This is a genomic window from Myceligenerans halotolerans, assembly GCF_054782975.1.
The window spans coordinates 64,255-80,722 of the sequence record NZ_BAAGRL010000018.1 but is presented as its reverse complement, the minus strand read 5'-3'; the positions used below and the strand labels follow the sequence as shown (position 1 = coordinate 80,722).

Annotated in this window: 16 protein-coding genes; 4 read left to right on the top strand and 12 right to left on the bottom strand. The window is 68.3% G+C overall.

Annotation, left to right across the window (positions count from 1 at the left end):
* Nucleotides 1-119 precede the first annotated feature (119 nt).
* Nucleotides 120-1,235 (bottom strand): HAD family hydrolase, encoded by a 1,116-nt coding sequence (locus ACYVK5_RS12985; protein WP_460705559.1) that lies wholly within the window; start codon nt 1,233-1,235, stop codon nt 120-122.
* Nucleotides 1,232-1,579 (bottom strand): hypothetical protein, encoded by a 348-nt coding sequence (locus ACYVK5_RS12980; protein WP_460705557.1) that lies wholly within the window; start codon nt 1,577-1,579, stop codon nt 1,232-1,234. The genes ACYVK5_RS12985 and ACYVK5_RS12980 overlap by 4 nt, the downstream gene beginning before the upstream one ends.
* 426 nt (nt 1,580-2,005) lie before the next feature.
* Here ACYVK5_RS12980 and ACYVK5_RS12975 point away from each other — a divergent pair, with 426 nt between their 5' ends.
* From ACYVK5_RS12975 to ACYVK5_RS12965, 3 genes are all read left to right on the top strand, one after another.
* Nucleotides 2,006-2,734, top strand: coding sequence for a GntR family transcriptional regulator (locus ACYVK5_RS12975; RefSeq protein ID WP_460705555.1), 729 nt, complete (start codon nt 2,006-2,008; stop codon nt 2,732-2,734).
* A 36-nt stretch (nt 2,735-2,770) separates the two neighbouring features.
* Complete coding sequence (locus ACYVK5_RS12970; protein WP_460705553.1) at nt 2,771-3,772, top strand: helix-turn-helix domain-containing protein; 1,002 nt, start codon at nt 2,771-2,773, stop codon at nt 3,770-3,772.
* Between the two features lie 253 nt (nt 3,773-4,025).
* On the top strand, nt 4,026-4,403 hold the full coding sequence (locus tag ACYVK5_RS12965) for a hypothetical protein (RefSeq protein ID WP_460705551.1): 378 nt from the start codon (nt 4,026-4,028) through the stop codon (nt 4,401-4,403).
* 67 nt (nt 4,404-4,470) lie between these two features.
* Here ACYVK5_RS12965 and ACYVK5_RS12960 read toward each other — a convergent pair whose 3' ends face one another.
* Both ACYVK5_RS12960 and ACYVK5_RS12955 read right to left on the bottom strand, forming a co-directional pair.
* The gene (locus ACYVK5_RS12960; RefSeq protein ID WP_460705549.1) at nt 4,471-4,890 is read right to left on the bottom strand and encodes a hypothetical protein; all 420 of its coding nucleotides are present in this window, start codon (nt 4,888-4,890) and stop codon (nt 4,471-4,473) included.
* Nucleotides 4,891-4,996: 106 nt separating this feature from the next.
* Entirely contained in the window at nt 4,997-5,374 is a 378-nt protein-coding gene (locus ACYVK5_RS12955; protein ID WP_460705547.1) for a hypothetical protein, read from the bottom strand.
* 429 nt (nt 5,375-5,803) lie between these two features.
* Here ACYVK5_RS12955 and ACYVK5_RS12950 point away from each other — a divergent pair, with 429 nt between their 5' ends.
* Nucleotides 5,804-7,024, top strand: coding sequence for a beta-ketoacyl-[acyl-carrier-protein] synthase family protein (locus ACYVK5_RS12950; RefSeq protein ID WP_460705545.1), 1,221 nt, complete (start codon nt 5,804-5,806; stop codon nt 7,022-7,024).
* Here ACYVK5_RS12950 and ACYVK5_RS12945 read toward each other — a convergent pair.
* The 8 genes from ACYVK5_RS12945 to ACYVK5_RS12910 all read right to left on the bottom strand — a co-directional run bounded on the left by ACYVK5_RS12945 (nt 6,932) and on the right by ACYVK5_RS12910 (nt 16,460).
* Nucleotides 6,932-7,651 (bottom strand): 4'-phosphopantetheinyl transferase family protein, encoded by a 720-nt coding sequence (locus tag ACYVK5_RS12945; protein ID WP_460705543.1) that lies wholly within the window; start codon nt 7,649-7,651, stop codon nt 6,932-6,934. The genes ACYVK5_RS12950 and ACYVK5_RS12945 overlap by 93 nt on opposite strands.
* Before the next feature lie 88 nt (nt 7,652-7,739).
* On the bottom strand, nt 7,740-8,510 hold the full coding sequence (locus ACYVK5_RS12940) for an ABC transporter ATP-binding protein (protein ID WP_460705541.1): 771 nt from the start codon (nt 8,508-8,510) through the stop codon (nt 7,740-7,742).
* A gap of 11 nt (nt 8,511-8,521) precedes the next feature.
* Nucleotides 8,522-10,945 carry an FtsX-like permease family protein gene (locus ACYVK5_RS12935; protein WP_460705539.1) on the bottom strand — a complete coding sequence of 808 codons (2,424 nt, stop codon included), beginning with the start codon at nt 10,943-10,945 and terminating at the stop codon, nt 8,522-8,524.
* 190 nt (nt 10,946-11,135) lie between these two features.
* Nucleotides 11,136-12,356, bottom strand: coding sequence for a beta-ketoacyl-[acyl-carrier-protein] synthase family protein (locus ACYVK5_RS12930; protein ID WP_460705537.1), 1,221 nt, complete (start codon nt 12,354-12,356; stop codon nt 11,136-11,138).
* A gap of 135 nt (nt 12,357-12,491) precedes the next feature.
* Nucleotides 12,492-12,728, bottom strand: a complete 237-nt coding sequence (locus ACYVK5_RS12925) for a phosphopantetheine-binding protein (protein ID WP_460705535.1) — start codon at nt 12,726-12,728, stop codon at nt 12,492-12,494.
* A 62-nt stretch (nt 12,729-12,790) separates the two neighbouring features.
* Nucleotides 12,791-13,561 carry an ABC transporter ATP-binding protein gene (locus tag ACYVK5_RS12920; protein WP_460705533.1) on the bottom strand — a complete coding sequence of 257 codons (771 nt, stop codon included), beginning with the start codon at nt 13,559-13,561 and terminating at the stop codon, nt 12,791-12,793.
* A gap of 11 nt (nt 13,562-13,572) precedes the next feature.
* Complete coding sequence (locus ACYVK5_RS12915; protein WP_460705531.1) at nt 13,573-15,975, bottom strand: ABC transporter permease; 2,403 nt, start codon at nt 15,973-15,975, stop codon at nt 13,573-13,575.
* Nucleotides 15,972-16,460: a DUF6790 family protein gene (locus ACYVK5_RS12910; protein ID WP_460705529.1), complete on the bottom strand. Its 489-nt coding sequence runs from the start codon at nt 16,458-16,460 to the stop codon at nt 15,972-15,974. Before ACYVK5_RS12910 ends, ACYVK5_RS12915 begins: the two co-directional genes overlap by 4 nt.
* Nucleotides 16,461-16,468 lie beyond the last annotated feature (8 nt).

The window sequence follows — 16,468 nt, the reverse complement described above, 5'->3', positions numbered from 1 at the left end:
CCTGGCCATACCGCCCACCTCCAAAATTGGCGGACGTCTCTACGCTACGAGGGGAGGCACAGATCTACGGCCGGGCCCTGGGGGTGTCTGGGTTGGGCCCGGCCGCAAGTCGTAGGGGTCTACGTGTGGGTCAGGGGGAGTTCGAACCCGGCTGGGCGTCCGGCGTCGTCCACGATGGTGGGGGCGGTGCGCCACCAGGGGCGTCGTCGGCCCTCGATGCCCCGCGGGTAGCGCAGGTCGGCGTCCAGCGCGGCGTGCTGGATGTCGAGCATCGTGGCTCCGCGGCCGGCTGGGACGGGTGCGTGTCGTACCCAGCCGTGCCGGCGGCGGATCCAGATCTCGGCTCCGGCCAGGTCTACGCCGTCGCCGTGCCAGACTCTCACCACCGTTGCAGGCTCCGGCCCTGCCACGTCGGACCGGTCGGCGCCGCTGGTCGTATCGGTGGCCTTCGGGACGGCGCTCGTCACGGCGGCGGTGAGTTGTGCGGCCAGGGGTGAGAGCCCGGGCCGCAGCGCCGCAGGCGGCACCAGGGCGGTCAGACTGTCGTGGAGGTTGTCGTGGACCACGGTGGTGTGTAACGGGCGGCCGAGCCGGGCGTGGATGGCTTCGCGTGCCGTGTCTGGTGACGTAGCCGGTGCGGTCACGTCGCAGGAGTCCGGTCCGGTCAGGATGACGTTCAGCCCGGTGGCCTGGGCCAGGACGTCCGCGTACTCACGGATGCCGGGTGCGTGCAGTCGGGCCTGGCTGGTCACCTCGCCACGCAGCCGTGCCAGCGGCACCTGCTCCTGCACGCCGTGCAGGAGTGCGGTCGCAGGCTGGCGGCTGACCCGCCAGCCGGTCCCGGGATCTTCTGCGGCGATCAGCGTCTCGGGCAGGAGCTGCAGGTCTTCCAGCTGCAGGATCAGTGCGTCCAGGTCGAACACGACCGCGTCGAGCAGCTCGTACCCGCCCGGCATACCCGCATCCAGGCGCACGGTCAGCGCCCCGTGGGAACAGATCGCATAGCCCTCACGGACTCCGAACCGCCCTGCCAGTCGCAGGAGCCCGGACAGTGACCGGTCGGTGGACAGCAGGATCGTGTGTCCGGCCGCGACCACCAACTCCAGCGTCTGGACGGTCTCGGGCGAGATCCGCCGGCCCGCCATAGCCAGCTGCGCGTCGACGTCTACCAGCAGCAGCCGCGCGGTACTCCATGTGGCCGTGTCGGTCGTGGCCGGTGCTTCGGCGGGGCTCACCGGGGGCCTCCCGAACCACGGCGCGGCCCGAGCGCTCCGGCCGGATCGCGCAGCCGTGCCCGCACCTGGACCTCCAGGTTGTCGCGCGCTCCGGTCCACAGCGTGTACTCGGGAACGGTCAGCCGGTGGTCCAACGGCGCATCGCAAGCCAGCAGGCGGGCGATCTGCTCCCCCTCGGACAGGTCCCGCGGGTGCACACAGATCCGGTTGCGTGTCACCGTCACGACCTCAAGCCGCTCACCACCCACCTTCGCGACCATCCCGATCGCCGTACCCAGCGCGAGCACGAGCGCGCCCTCGCCGGAGCCTCGTTCATGATGCGAATCATGAAGCACCGTTCTCATTGCCATCTCCTCTCCGCCGGCCCGCGACACCGCAGTCACGAGCATGAGTGGTGCAGTACGTCGAACTACGTCTCGTGCCCGTACTGGCCCTGCCCGACGTGAATGCTTGACGGGCAGGCAGCTGGCCGAGATCTCCGAACCGGCCATGTAGTACAAGATCCATATCCAGGTGACCATGTACTACGAGAGTTCGGGAGGGGTTCGCTGTCCGGTGCCACGGACTCACGCATGCTGCGACCGCCCTCATCGCAGACTTCCGCTACGGAATCGCGCCACGGGATGGCGCGATGGTGCTGATGTTGCTTGCGCCGGGCCGCTATGCTGGGGGCGGATGTCCTGGCGTGTTCTGCAGGTCAAGTCGAGCCGGATGTAGAGCACGACATCGACGAAGTAGAGCAACCGATGACGAGACAAGGGGAAGGCGGCATGACGAAAGCTGCTGGATACGCCGCAATCGCCGAGCACTACCGCAACCTGATCCGCGAGGGCACCCTGGCTCCTGGCGAGCGGATGCCGACCATCCGGGAGGTCATGGCCGACTGGGAGGTGTCCAACGCGACCGCGCTGCGGGCGTACAAGGTCCTCCGGCAGGAGGGCCTGACCACCGCCAGCAGCGGCGCCGGGACCGTCGTGGCCGGCTACGGCAGCGACAACATCGCCTCCCGCGTGCGCACCCACGCCGCTACCAGCCGGGCTCTGGCCACCGGCGAGACCTCCCAGATCCTGGAGGTCGCCACCATTGGCGCCGAGGAGGCCATCGCAGCCCGGCTCGACGTCGAACCCGGATCCCCGGTACACGTACGCCGACGGCTCGTCAGCCGCGGCGGCTCACCGGTTCACCTGTCCTCCTCCTACTACGCCCCCTTCGTCGTCGAAGCCACACCAGAGCTGACCGAACCGGTCTCCACCGGCGCCTCACGAGAGCTGGCGGCTGAACGGCTGGGGGTGCCTCAAGGTCACGTTCTGGAGGAAGTGACCTCCAGGCTCGCCACGGATCACGAACGCACCGCCCTCGGACTCACCGGCCAGGTGATCGTCACCCAGGTACTCAGGACCGTGTCCCTCACCGACGGCCGCGTCGTAGAGGCGGCCACCAAGGTCTGCCACGGATCGACCGTCCTGAAGTGGTCCACGTCCCTGGCCGAGGACCACTAGGAAGCACCACCCAGACGCGCGACGGGAGGGCCGGCCATGCGACGAGTCGATCCGCTGTTCGGGCGGCGCTTACGCGAACTGCGCGAGGCCGCCAGACTCTCGCTACGCGACATGTACCACCTCTCCCGCGTCTCGAAGTCGCTACTGAGCGAGTACGAGAACGGACGACGACGCCCAAGCGCCGAGCGCGCCGAACTGCTGGACCGATGCCTCAACGCCGGCGGAGCCCTCGCAGGCATGGTGAGCGACCCGGCCCTGAGTGCGGAAGACGACGACAGCGCCGAGCGGATCGAACGGGCCGCGACAAGCCCTCGGATGGTCGACCGGCTGACCGTGGAGGCGCTGGCCAGGGTGCTGGCGTCCCACCGACGCCTGGACGACACCATGGCCGCAGCCGAGCTGTGGCCCATCGCCGCGGCCTCGCACGATCTGGTCACCAACCTCGCCCACGACGTGCGAGGCCGCCACGCCGACGCCTTACGTACCGTGGCCGCCGAGTCCCTGCAGTTCATCGGCTGGCTGCATTCCCAGCTCGGGCACTACGCCGAGGCCGACCGCCTCTGGTCGCAGTCCGCCTCCCACGCCGAAAGCATCGACGCCGCCAGCCTCGCCTCACAATCCCGCCGCTTCCGCGGCTCCCTCGCCTGGGAACGCAGGCGCCCCGCCACCATGGTCCAGCACTACCAACACGCAGCAGCGACCCCCGGCGCCGGACAACTCCACCAAATCGACGCCACCATCCGCACCGCCCACGGACTCGCCCTCATGGGCGAACACCTCGAAGCAGTCGCCGTACTCCACCAGGCCCAGGACGCCATCACCGCAACCGACCACGACGCACCCGACCCATTCGCCTACTGGCTCACCCCCACCTGGCTCCGCTTTCCCCTCGGCCTCGCACTCCTCGAACTCGACCAACCCGCCGAAGCCGCACACAACCTCAGCACCGGCCTCGCCGACCTACCCGCCGACCAGCGCGAAACCAACTGGACGACGCAATACAAGCAGGCGCTCGCCGAGTCGCGAGCTGCGATGTAGAGAATCGCGCCCAGGTCCAAGGCCTCGCCCGGCGCGCCGGACTGCTCCCGGAGTTCCTTCGCGAGCGCGCGATCAACGAGATGGACGAGACTCTGCTCAGGCTGCAGAAGGCCGGGAACACGGTGATGGACGGCGACGGTAGTGGTCGAGATGACGACCAACAGCACCAAGGCCGCCGAATTCACCGAGTCCCGGATGAAGGCCCTCGGCATCCGCGGCTATGTTCGGATCGTCCCGGAGTGACTGGAGAACCATGACAGACCTCCTGGTGGCAGTGACCCCGGGCGAGCACCGGTTCGACCCCGACCGGATCGCCGCAGCCGCGACACAACGATGGCCTTCCGCCGACGACGTCGACATCACCGGCCCCGAGCTGGCTGACCTGGCCGAGGTACTGAGCAAGCAACTCACGATCCGCGACGACCAACAGGTCGTCCTGGCGAACTTCCACGCCGACAACAAGGGCATCGGGATCGAGGGCGACGACGACCTCGAGGCCGACTTCCTCGCCCTGCTGACCCAGCACACGACACTTCCCGACGAAGGAATCGTCGTGGTGCACTGGACCGACCAGATCGCCACCCTCCGACCGAACATGACACCCGACGACATACGCGCGCTGCGCAGTTGAGTTGTCGGGCGTCACTCTCACCGACACACGTGACGTCATCGCGCGAACAGATCCGTTGGCCGGCCGTTCACCGCCTCCGATGCGACTCGCCGGTGCCGCGTCCGCGCAGGACGGCCAGGATCGACCAGACGCAGAAGGCGAACGACCCGCCTCCCACGACGATGGCCAGGATGGCACCGGCCGGTCCGCTCCTGAACGAGTCGTCACCGAGCCACACGAAGCCCATGGCAAAGATCCACAGCCCGACGATGGCGTAGACGAAGGTGGCCATGTACTTGAGCCCGTCGAGCAGGTACGACATGGACGTTCCAGGTGTTTCGTCCGCGACGGGCTCCCCCGGCACGTCTCGCGGGTCAGCGGACCAGAAGGCCCTGGCGGGCAGGTCCGTCGCTTCGCGTTCGGCGGCCGGATCGGGAGACGGCTTCGTGGCGTCCGGGGAGTCCGCCGGCTTGGGAGGCCGGCGCTCGTCGTCTCGCTCGTGGGTCATGCCGGGACTCCGATCGTCTCGATCACGCGGCCGTGAGGCTCCGCCCGGTCCCACGACCGGGCGGAGCCTCACCGTCACCCTGCCTTCGACAGGGCGGCACCACTCATCAGCGCCACGCCGTCGATGCCAGGCCCCACGCTGTTGATGCCAGACCCTCGGCCGGCGCGAGGTCCTTCTCCAGTTCCTCCTCGAGGTCCTCCTCCCGCAAGGTCAGCAGGCGCTGCAGGCGGTTCTCGACGAACTCCTGCTCGTCGAGGATGGGAGCGGACTTCTCGAGCAGGAGCATGCCGCCGGTCGTCACGCGGGCGACACCATCGCTGGTGTCGATCACCTTGACGACACATGCCTGGGACAGGTCTCTCAGGTGCCGCCGGACAGCGGTCTCCGAGTGGTGCTCATTTCTCGCGACTCTGCCGATGCTTCCGTGCTTCGCGAGCGCGCGGAGGAACTGCCAGTGCCGGGCCGTGATCTGGGGGTTAGCCACGTCCTGCTACCTCATCTCGTTCTGGATCCGGTATGGGGATCTTTCGCAAGTCACTGAGCGGTGTTGCCGCGGCATTGCCGCGCCAGCACCCGAGGATAGGGGCTCAAGCACTACGGGGGCTACCAACAGATCATGAATGCTCGATATTGGTTCGCAGGTCAGGAGCGTGCGACACCGCGGGCCGCCCACATTGGCCGCCGTTCTCGATCGACTGTTCGTCAAGCCGTGTTGCCGCATTGTTATCCCGATCCGGCTACGAAAACAATAATTGAACTTTTGACCGTACGGCGGGAGCCGTCACATGGACAGATCCCCCATTCATGTTGCGATTCGATGTCGGCGCGGTGGATACCGTCACGCGCCCGCTACGCTGCGTCTGGCCGCTGGTGGCCGAGCACGGATGACGTCCTGAGCCAACCGAGGAGAACCGTGGAAGAGGTCGTTGTCACAGGTCTGGGCGCGTTCTCGCCGATCGGCGGAGATGTCGCCGGGTTCGAGGAGAGCCTGTTCGCCGGACGGCACGGCATCGTGCCGATCGAGCGCTTCGACACGGGAGATCTGGCCGTGCGGGTCTGCGCTCCGGTCAAGGACTTCGCCCCCGAGGAGCACTTCGCGTCGAACGAGGCGTGGCGGCTGGACACCTACAGCCAGTTCGGGCTGATCGCCGCCCGGGAAGCCGTCGGCGACGCGGGGATCGCGGGCGCCGTCGACCCGTACCGCCTCGGCGTGTACATGAGCAGCGGGTTCGGGGGAATCGGGACGGTCCTCGAGGAGCAGGAGAGGATGCGGCAGCAGGGGCCCCGGCGGGTCTCGTCGATGCTGATCCCCAAGTGGATCGGAAACATGCTGTCCGGTCTGGTGGCGATCGAGCACGGCGCCCGCGGTTCCGCGGTCGCGCACGTCGCGGCCTGCGCGTCGAGCGCCGTGAGCATCGGCGAGGGGATGCGGGCGATCCGCCACGGCTACGCCGACGCGGTCATCTGCGGCGGCGCGGAAGGGGCCATCCAGAAGCTCGTGACCGCGGGCTTCCAGAACCTGCGCGCGCTGACCACCGAGGCCAACCCGGACCGCGCGTGCATCCCGTTCGACCGGGACCGGTGCGGCTTCGTCATGGGCGAGGGGGCGGCCGCCGTCGTCCTCGAGAGCGAGTCCCACGCCCGCGCCCGCGGTGCCACCATCCACGCCCGGATCTCCGGCTACGGCGTCACGAACGACGCGTCGCACGTCACCGCACCGGCGGAGGACGGCGCCGCCGTCGACCGCGCGATCACCGACGCGCTCGCCGAGGCCGGCGACCGCGACGAGACGGTCTACGTGAACGCGCACGGCACCGGCACCGTCAAGAACGACCGGCTCGAGGCGGCGGCGATCGAACGGATCCTCGGCGGCAAGGCCGTCGTGTCCGCGACCAAGTCGATGACCGGGCACCTGCTCGGCGCCGCCGGAGCGACCGAGGTCGTCGCGTCGGTCCTGGCGCTGCGGCGCCAGACGGTCCCGGCGACCGTGGGGACCTCGCACCTCGACGAGGACGTCCAGGTCGACGTCGTGCACGGCGCCTCACGGCCGGTCGAGCTGGATCGTGCGCTGTCCCTGTCCCTCGGTTTCGGCGGCCACAACACCTGCCTCGTCATCGACCGCGTCGACGGGTAAGAGCTGCACGGGGTGCAGCAGGCGGAGCCGCAGCCGGTCCCGGAGGCCCCGCTCGCTCAGCCCCTGCGCGCTGACGCTGATGTGGGTGCCCGGCTCGGTGCCGGCGAGCGTGAGAATGTCCGTCGCCGCGGCCGTGTCCACCTCGTTCAGCGGCGTGGTCAGGCCGCGCCCGGTGCGCTTGACGGCGGCTTCCTTCCGGGTCCACAACGCGCCGAGGTCGTCCGCCCGGACGAGCGCGTTCCGGAGCGACTGCTCCCCCGGCGCGGCGATCCTCTCGAACAGTGCGTCGTCGAACGGTAACCGGCCCTGGACATCGACGCCGACCGGCACCGGGGCCAGGACGCACACGCAGACCGAGGCGTCGTGCGACAGGTTGAAGTGCGGCTCGCCCGTCCCCCGGAAGCGAGGCTTCCCGTGGGGGCCGCGGACGACGTCGGGCATCGGACCGTCGCCGCACTCCCGCCACAGGTACTGCAGCAGCGCGAACGCGACCACGCTCGCGTACCGGTCCCTCGCGTGGTGGTAGCGGTCGCTCCGGCGCCGCCGCTCGGCGGGCAGGCGCGAGCGCAGGCGCAAGAACTCCGCCTCATCGAGCAGGTCGGCACGCGCGACCGCGAGGTGGATCATCCGTCGGCGCGAAATCCGGGCTCGGTCATTCTCCTCGTCGCCCTCTCGTTCGTCAGATGCCCCGGTCCCGTCAGATGCCCGGGTCCCGTCAGAAGCCCAGATCCCTGAGCCACCCCAGCAGGTCGTCCTCGCGCTGCCGGGCATTCTCCTCCTGCCACGCGCCGAGCTCGTTCGCGTCGACCAGGAGGCCGTCCTGGAGGTAGATCACGCGGTCACCGCGCGCCGCGCAGCCCGGGTCGTGAGTGACCATGACGATGGTCGTCCCGCCGCGGTGCACATCGGTGAGCGCGTCCATCACCTCGGCCGACATGCTGCTGTTCAGCGCGCCCGTCGGCTCGTCCGCGAACAGCACCGACGGCTCACCCGCCAGCGCCCGGCAGATCGACGCCCGCTGCAACTGACCACCCGACACCTGCGTGACCCCGTGATCCTTGACATGCGCGATCCCGAACCGCTCCATCAGCGCGTCCACCCGCGCGATCGCAGCATCCCGACCCTGCCGGGGCGCCGCCTTCAACGCCGGCAACAGAATGTTGTCCCGCACGTCCAGATTGCTCAGGAAATGCGCCTGCTGGAACACGAAACCCATCCGCGTCAGACGGACCTTGCTCATCTCCGCGTCGCTCAGCGACGTCAGCTCCCGCCCCTCCAACGCCACATTCCCGCTGGTGGGCCGGTCCATCCCGCTGATCGAGTACAACAGCGTGGACTTCCCGGAACCCGACGCACCCATGATCACGAAGAACTCCCCGGCACGAACCGTCAGATCGATACCGCGCAGCACCTCGGTCGGCGGCTCGGTCGAGAAGTAGGTCTTGCTCAGTTCTCGTGACTCCAGGGTCACCGTTGCTTGATTCATGACTTGTCCCCTCATTCTCGGAGCCACTGGCTCTTGTCAGCACGCCGGATCCCGGCCGTCAGCAGGACGACACCCAGATATCCCGCCCCGAGCAGCAGCAGCGGATACAGCACGTACACCAGCCACGGATTCGGGATGAACGACAGGTCCGTGATCCCGATCTGGACGGCGGCAAGCCCTCCGCCGGCCATCGCCTGCCCCGCGGTCGCCGCGAACACCAGACCCGCGGCCGTCCCGGCGGCCACCGCCAGCAGCGTCTTGATCCGCACCTGCGCCACGATCTCGCGCGTGGAGAACCCGATCGCGGTCAGCACGCCCATCGTGGCCCGGTCACGCGTGAGCCGGAGCTTGAGGAACAGGCTCGTGATGAGCACCGCCACCCCGAGCCCGAACACCAGCGCGATCCAGGCCGCGCTGCGTAGCGAGTCGATCAGGACCCCCAGGGTCTCCCGCAGGTATTCCTGCGTCGGCTTCACGCCCGCCGTCGGGAACCGTGCGTCGTACTCGTCGGCGACGCTCGCGGGGTCCGTCCCCTCGTCGGCGATGTCCGCGTAGACCGTGTAGGCGGATGCTCCCTCGGTCACCGCACCCGGCATCTTGGCGGTCAGTCCGCCATTGGTGATGTCCTGGTAGATCCCGCTGAGCCGCACCGTGATCGGCTCGTCGCCGTCGTAGATCGTCAGATCGTCCCCGACACCCACCTGATACTTCTCCGCGTTCAGGACCGACAACGCGATCTGACCGTCCTGCGGCAGGCCGCCCTCGCTGAACCGGACGCCTTCCTCGGGCTGGTCCCCGATCTCGACGCGCAGTCTCGACCGCCCGTCCTCGCTGTCGGCGCTGTAGTCGACGTAGGCGAACGTCTCCACGTCCGTGAGACGGTCGTCGTCCGCCATCGCTGCGACCAGCCGGTCCTTGACGCCGTCGACACCCTCCTGGAACTGCACGTCCGCACGGAGGTCGCGCTCCGGTGCGCCCAGGTAGGTGATGAACCGCGGACTCTCGAAGGTGCTGACCAGGTTCGCCGGGAGCGTGATGAGCACCGCGGTCAGGCCGAACACGATCGGCAACAGCACCCACGCCCGGCCCTCGGCCCGCAGGTCGAGCAGCGCCAGGCGCCGGTTGGTGCCCGCACCGGACGACGACGCCAGCCCCGTGCGCCGCACCCAGCGCGCCTGCCGCTTCGCGCGACGGGCCGTCTGCTTCTCGTCGAGGGTGCTGCCGTGCACGAGAGCGTTCACGACCTCGATCCTCCGCACCCCACCCAGGACGCTGCGGCAGATCCCCACGACGATCACATAGACCGCGGCGAGCGCGATCAGCGGCACCAGGGCTGTCCACACGCCCGCCGGCGCCTGCGCGAAATTCGTCTGGATACCCTGCGTCAGCGCGTTCGCCGCGACGAGCGCGAGCAGCCCCCCGACGACGCACGCGACCAGCGCCAGGATGCTGTACTTCGTCAGGTACAACCCGGAGATCGCACGATCCGGGATACCGATCGCCTTCATCGCCCCGATCTCGTGCACCTCGTCCTCCAGCGTTCCCCGGATGACGAAGCGCAGGTTGAGCAGCGCGATCGCGATGAGGATCAGGCTGACGAACACCAGCGCGAACGCGACCAGCCCGTCGCTGATCAAGCTGATGATCCGAAGCTGCTGGCTCGTGACCGCCTGGCCGTTGGTCGGCAGCCCGCCGGCCCCCTCGTACGCGGTCTGCATCGCGTTCGCGTCACCACCGGCCGTCAACCGGTACTCCGCGATGATCTCCGGCGTGGCACCCCCGGCCCGTTCCAGCGCCTCGAAGTCCTCGGGATGGATCAGGAACCGCGCCGACGGCGAGAGCGAGGCCGCCATCTGCGCGTCCTTCACCGACCCCCGCACCTGGAGCTCGTGACCCCCGGAGTCGGTCCGGATCGTGAGGACGTCCCCGGCCACCAGGCCGTACTGCTGCTGGTAGACGACCGGGACGTACACCTCGCCGGCCGCCGGTTCGACGACTCCCCCGGTCTCGTCGACGAGAAAGTCGAACTCCGCGTTCTGCGTGACGAAGAGGTTGTCGATCCGGCTGGCGGCCAGATCGCCGCTCTCGCCGGTGTCCGGGCGCTCCCAGGACAGGGAGGCGCTGTCGTAGCCGAGCATCTCCTCGACGAGCCACGCGTCGATCTCCGACTCGTGGTCCGCCGCGAACTGCTCCAGCGCTGCCTCGTCGTAGTCCCCCAGGTGCATCTGCAGGAAGTCCGGGGGCTTGCCCTGCTCGAACAGCTGGCTGATGGAGCCGGCCAGCCGTTCGACCACCATGGACCCGGTCGCCATCAGGAAAGCACTCAGGACCAGGAGGACGACAAGGGCCGCGTTGACGCTCTTGTTCTTGACCAGGTCGTTGTAGGCGTACCGGAGATAGAGCCGCTCCCCGTTCTTCACTGTGATGCTCCGCATCCGTGGGATCTGCGACGACGTCTGCGTCAGGACGCCTCCATGCTGGCCTGGATGCGGCCCGGAAAGGATGGGTTCCTTCCCTGATCCGACCCTGGTTCCCTCCCGCTGACCCTGGCCGTCGTCACGTGTCGGCCCTGACCGCGTCGGGTCCGCCCGCGCCGAGGTCACGGCCGTCGCCCGGCCGCCGCGGTCAGGACGCCGCCCGGTCGATGACGAGGGCCGCGTTGTGCCCGCCGAAGCCGAGGGACAGGGAGAGCGCGCGGGAGAACTCCATGCTCCTGGTTTCGCCGTGGACGACGTCGACCTGGATGTCCTCGTCCAGCTCGCGCGTGCCGACCGTCGACGGCACCGCCTGCCGGCGCAGCGCCAGCACCGCGGCGACAGCCTCGATCGCGCCCGCGGCGCCGAGCAGGTGGCCCGTCATCGACTTGGTCGAGGACACCACCGCCTTGCCGCCGAGCGTCCGGGCGATGGCCGCGGACTCCAGCTTGTCGTTCTTGACGGTGCTCGTGCCGTGGGCGTTGACGTAGAGCGTCTCGTCGCTGGGCCCGGCGTCGGCCAGGGCGTCGGTGATCGCGCGGTCGACGGACTCGCCGTGCAGAGCGGGGGCCGTCATGTGGGCGGCGTCGTCGGTCAGCGCGTAGCCGGACACCTCGGCGAGGACGGTGGCGCCACGGGCGCTCGCATGCGACTCGCTCTCCAGCACGAGCGCGGCCCCGCCCTCACCCATCACGAATCCGGAACGGTTCTTGTCGAACGGGATGCAGGCGCGGTCCGGGTCGGTCTCGGTGGTCAGCGCGCGCAGGTTCTGGAAGCCGGACACGATCAGCTTCTGCGTGGCGGCCTCACCGGCGCCGCAGATCATCGCGTCCACGTAGCCGTGGCGGATGGCGCGCATCGCCTCGCCGATGCCCATCGCGCTCGCCGCACAGGCCGCGCCGTGCGCACCGGCCGGGCCGCGTGCGCCGGTGTCGATCGCGACCAGGCCGGACAGAAGGTTGCCGAGGAACTTGGGGACCATGAGCGGCGAGACCTTTCCGGCACCCCGTTCCTCCATCGTCGCGTTCTCGCCGAGGAGGGTTCCCGTCCCGCCGAACGACGTCGTCATGTAGACGCCGAGCCGGTACCTGTCGATGTCGTCGAGGATCCCGGATTCCTGGACGGCCTCACGCGCGGCGATCATGCCGTACTGGCTGTAGGTGTCCATCCGGTGCGCTTCCCGCTCCGAGAAGTACTCCGCGGGGTCATAGTCCTTGACCGGGGCGTTCACCCGCACGGCCATGTCCGACGTGTCGAAGTGATCGATCGTGGCGATGCCGTGCCGCCCGGCGAAGAGATTCGCCTCGAACTCGGCGACGGTCTTCCCGATCGGGCCGATCACGCCCATACCTGTGATGACGACCTTTTCCATGATTCCCCCAGGTTCCCTCGTGCGTTCCGTTCTCGGTCGAGGCCGCGGAGACACCGCGACTGTCAGCAGCCGCCCGTTCCGGCGGCTGCTGACAGCGGGCGTGATCTCGACAGGGTCGGCGCAACGGCCGGCAGATCAGGCGTTGTTGAGCGCCGCGGCCTTCTGGACGTGGTCGAACAGGTCCTGGACCGTGGCCAGGTCGTCGTCGATCTTGGTGGCGTGCTCGCCGACCCGGTCCTCGATCCGGATCATGAACTCGAAGACGCTGATCGAGTCGATACCGATCTCGTCCAGCTCGTCGGCCATCGTGAGCTCGTCCGCGGACTTCGTGGCGAAGGCGGCGAGGGCTTCCTTGAATTCGGTCTCGTTCATGGTTTTCTCCTTCAGGTTCTCGGTCTCGACAGTGCTCGCGGGATCTCGTGACCCGCGGGGGATCAGAAGCCCAGGTTCCTGAGCCAGGCCAGGAGGTCGTCCTCGCGCTGCTGCGCCTTCTCCTCCTGCCACGCGCCCAGCTCGTTCGCGTCGACCAGGAGGCCGTCCTGGAGGTAGATCACGCGGTCACCGCGCGCCGCGCAGCCCGGGTCGTGAGTGACCATGACGATGGTCGTCCCGCCACGGTGCACATCGGTGAGCGCGTCCATCACCTCGGCCGACATGCTGCTGTTCAGCGCACCGGTCGGCTCGTCCGCGAACAGCACCGACGGCTCACCCGCCAGCGCCCGGCAGATCGACGCCCGCTGCAACTGACCACCCGACACCTGCGTGACCCCGTGATCCTTGACATGCGCGATCCCGAACCGCTCCATCAGCGCGTCCACCCGCGCGACCGCAGCATCCCGACCCTGCCGGGGCGCCGCCTTCAACGCCGGCAACAGAATGTTGTCCCGCACGTCCAGATTGCTCAGGAAATGCGCCTGCTGGAACACGAAACCCATCCGCGTCAGACGAACCTTGCTCATCTCCGCGTCACTCAGCGACGTCAGCTCCCGCCCCTCCAACGCCACGCTCCCGTCCGTGGGCCGGTCCATCCCACTGATCGAGTACAACAGCGTGGACTTCCCGGAACCCGACGCACCCATGATCACGAGGAACTCCCCGACACGAACCGTCAGATCGATCCCCCGCAGCACCTCGGTCGGCGGCTCGGTCGAGAAGTAGGTCTTGCTCAGTTCTCGTGACTCCAGGGTCACCGTTGCTTGATTCATGACTTGTCCCCTCACTCTCGGAGCCACTGGCTCTTGTCAGCACGCCGGATCCCGGCCGTCAGCAGGACGACACCCAGATATCCCGCCCCGAGCAGCAGCAGCGGATACAGCACGTACACCAGCCACGGATTCGGGATGAACGACAGATCCGAGATGTTCATCTGCAGGGCGGCGAGCAGCCCGCTCGCGAGGGACTCCCCGCCGGTCGCCGCGAACACGAGCCCGAGCAGCGTGCCCGCGACGACGGCGACGAGCGTCTTCGTCCGCACCTGCGCGATGATCTCGTCCGCCGAGAACCCGACCGCCGACAGCACGCCCATCTTCGACCGGTCACGGGTCAGCCGGAGCTTGAGGAACAGGCTCGTCACCAGCAGCGCGACACCGATCCCGAAGATCAGGGCCAGCCAGGCCGCGCTCCGGAACGCACTCGTCGTCCCCGCGAACGTCTGCTCCAGGTAGTCCGCCATCGGGTAGACGACGGCCGTGGGGAACTGCTCCTGGAGCACATCCGCGATGGCCTCGGGGTCCTCGCCGTCGGCCACGTTCGCGTAGAAGATGTACGCGGACGCTCCCTGGGCGATCTCGCCCTGCATCTTCGCGGTCTTTCCGCCGGCCGTGAGGTCCTGGTAGATGCCGCTGACCTCGGCCTCGCTGGACGTGCCGCCGCGCTCGACGGTCATGGTGTCCCCGACGCCTACCTGGAGCTCGGACGCGTTCAGCGCCGAGAGCGCGATCTGCCCGGCCGCCGGCGCCTCGCCGTCGGTGAACCGGATCGTCTCACCGGAGTAGTCACCGACCTCGACGGGCAGGCTCACCGTGCCTTCGGCGCCCTCGGTCCGGTACTGCACGCTGGCATAGGCCCGCAGGTCGGTCAGCCGCTCGTCGCCCTGCAGGGAGCCGAGGACCTGCTCGCGCACCTCGTCGACGTCGTCCTGGACCTGCACGTCGACGCGCAGGTCGCGCTCCGGCGCACCCATATAGGTGACGAACTGGGGGTTCTCGAACGTGCTGAGCAGGTTCACCGGGACGGTGATCAGCACCGCGGTCAGGAAGAACACGACCGGGACGAGAATCCACTGCCTGGCCTCGGCCCGCAGGTCGAGGAACGCCAGCCGCCGGTTCACGCTCGTGCCCGACGACGACGCCAGGCCGGTCCGCCGTACCCAGCGCGCCTGGCGCCGGGCGCGCCGGGCGGTCTGCTTCTCGTCCAGGGTGCTGCCGTGCACGAGGGCGTTGACGACCTCGATCTTCTTCACGCCGCCGAGCACGTTCCGGCAGATCGCGATCACGATCACGAAGACGGCCGCCAACGCGATCAGGGGCGCCAGGAAGGTCGCGAGACCGATCGGCGCCGAGGCGTAGTTCGCCTGGAGGCTCTGCGTCAGGAAGATCGTCGCGACGATCGCGAGGAGGCCGCCCACGACGCAGGCGATCAGCGTCATCACGCTGTACTTGGAGAGGTACAGGCCGGCGATCGCCCGGTTCGGGATGCCGATCGCCTTCATCGCGCCGATCTCGCGGACCTGGTCCTCCAGGGTCCCCTTGATCACGAACCGCAGGTTGAGCAGCGCGATGACGATGAGCAGCAGGCTGATGAAGATCAGCGCCATCGCCGACAGGCCGTCGCTGAACGTGTTGATGATCTGGATCTGCTGATCCGTGATCGCCGGGCCGTTCTTCGGCAGCGCCTCGTTCGACTCGTAGGCGGCCTGGAAGTCGTTCGCGCCGCCCGCATCCGCGAGCCGGTACTCGACGATGATCTCCGGAAGGTTCCCCCCGACCTGCTCGAGCTGCTGGAAGTCCTGGTCGGAGATCAGCACCCGCGTCGCGCTGTTGGCCGACGCCGCCATCTGGGCGTCCTTCACGACGCCGACGACGTCCAGGGAATACGGTCCCGAGTCGGTCTTGACGGTCAGCACGTCGCCGGCCCCGAGCCCGAAGAACTGCTGGTACTTGACCGGGACGTAGACCTCGCCCCGCGCGGGTTCCGGGATGTTGCCCTCGTCGTCGACGAGATGGTCGAACTCGTCGTTCTGCGTGACGAACAGGTTGTCGAACCGGCTCGAGCTCATGGCGCCCGACTCACCGGTCTCCGGGCGATCCCAGCTGAGAGCGTTGCTCTCGTAGCCCAGCATCTCGGTGACGAGCCACGAGTCGATCTCGTCGTGCTCGGCCGCGAAGCTGTCGAGGGCGGCCTCGTCGTACTCACCCTTGTGCATCTGCAGGAAGTGCGGCGGCTTCGCCTGCTCGAACAGCCCGCCGACCGAACCCGCCAGCCTCTCGATCACCATCGTCCCCGTCGCCATGAGGAAAGCGCTCAGGATCAGGATCACGATCAGGGCGGCGTTGATTCCCTTGTTTCGTACCAGATCGTTGGCGGCGTAGCGCAGATAGAGTCGTTCTCCGTTTTTCACTGGAAGCTCCAGATTCCCGGGATCTGCAACGACATCCACGTCAGGACAAGGTGGTAGATCACGTCGAGGACGATGTTGAAGATCTCGATCTTGTCCCACTTGCCGGTCTCACGATGCTTGCGGACGATCTCCTGGGTGTGGGTCCACAGCCCGCTCAGACCGTACATGTACAGGGTCACGAGCACCCCGACCCAGAAGTTCCCCTGGAACCAGATCGCCAGGACGCCCATCACGCCCAGCCCCAGCTGGGTGAACCCGTACTTGATCTGGAACGGCCCGCTCGGCCAGCCGAGCTTCGCGGCCGTCCGCTTCGGGTACAGCACGTTGATGATGAAGCCCGCGACCGCGATGAAACCATGGGACGTCACGAACTGGTGCAGCAGCAGAGTCTTCAGGATCGTGACCTGATCGGCCGGGAAGCCGAGGAACGCCAGGTGGATGACCGCGGTGAGGATCCCCGCCCCGATGATGTAGACGATCGCCATACGTCAAT

Coding starts and splice junctions, on each gene's coding strand:
- ACYVK5_RS12960 (WP_460705549.1), bottom strand. CDS start 4,890: ATGACCCACGAGCGAGACGACGAGCGCCGGCCTCCCAAGCCGGCGGAC.
- ACYVK5_RS12980 (WP_460705557.1), bottom strand. CDS start 1,579: ATGAGAACGGTGCTTCATGATTCGCATCATGAACGAGGCTCCGGCGAG.
- ACYVK5_RS12920 (WP_460705533.1), bottom strand. CDS start 13,561: ATGAATCAAGCAACGGTGACCCTGGAGTCACGAGAACTGAGCAAGACC.
- ACYVK5_RS12930 (WP_460705537.1), bottom strand. CDS start 12,356: ATGGAAAAGGTCGTCATCACAGGTATGGGCGTGATCGGCCCGATCGGG.
- ACYVK5_RS12940 (WP_460705541.1), bottom strand. CDS start 8,510: ATGAATCAAGCAACGGTGACCCTGGAGTCACGAGAACTGAGCAAGACC.
- ACYVK5_RS12945 (WP_460705543.1), bottom strand. CDS start 7,651: ATGATCCACCTCGCGGTCGCGCGTGCCGACCTGCTCGATGAGGCGGAG.
- ACYVK5_RS12925 (WP_460705535.1), bottom strand. CDS start 12,728: ATGAACGAGACCGAATTCAAGGAAGCCCTCGCCGCCTTCGCCACGAAG.
- ACYVK5_RS12965 (WP_460705551.1), top strand. CDS start 4,026: ATGACAGACCTCCTGGTGGCAGTGACCCCGGGCGAGCACCGGTTCGAC.
- ACYVK5_RS12935 (WP_460705539.1), bottom strand. CDS start 10,945: ATGCGGAGCATCACAGTGAAGAACGGGGAGCGGCTCTATCTCCGGTAC.
- ACYVK5_RS12975 (WP_460705555.1), top strand. CDS start 2,006: ATGACGAAAGCTGCTGGATACGCCGCAATCGCCGAGCACTACCGCAAC.
- ACYVK5_RS12970 (WP_460705553.1), top strand. CDS start 2,771: ATGCGACGAGTCGATCCGCTGTTCGGGCGGCGCTTACGCGAACTGCGC.
- ACYVK5_RS12910 (WP_460705529.1), bottom strand. CDS start 16,460: ATGGCGATCGTCTACATCATCGGGGCGGGGATCCTCACCGCGGTCATC.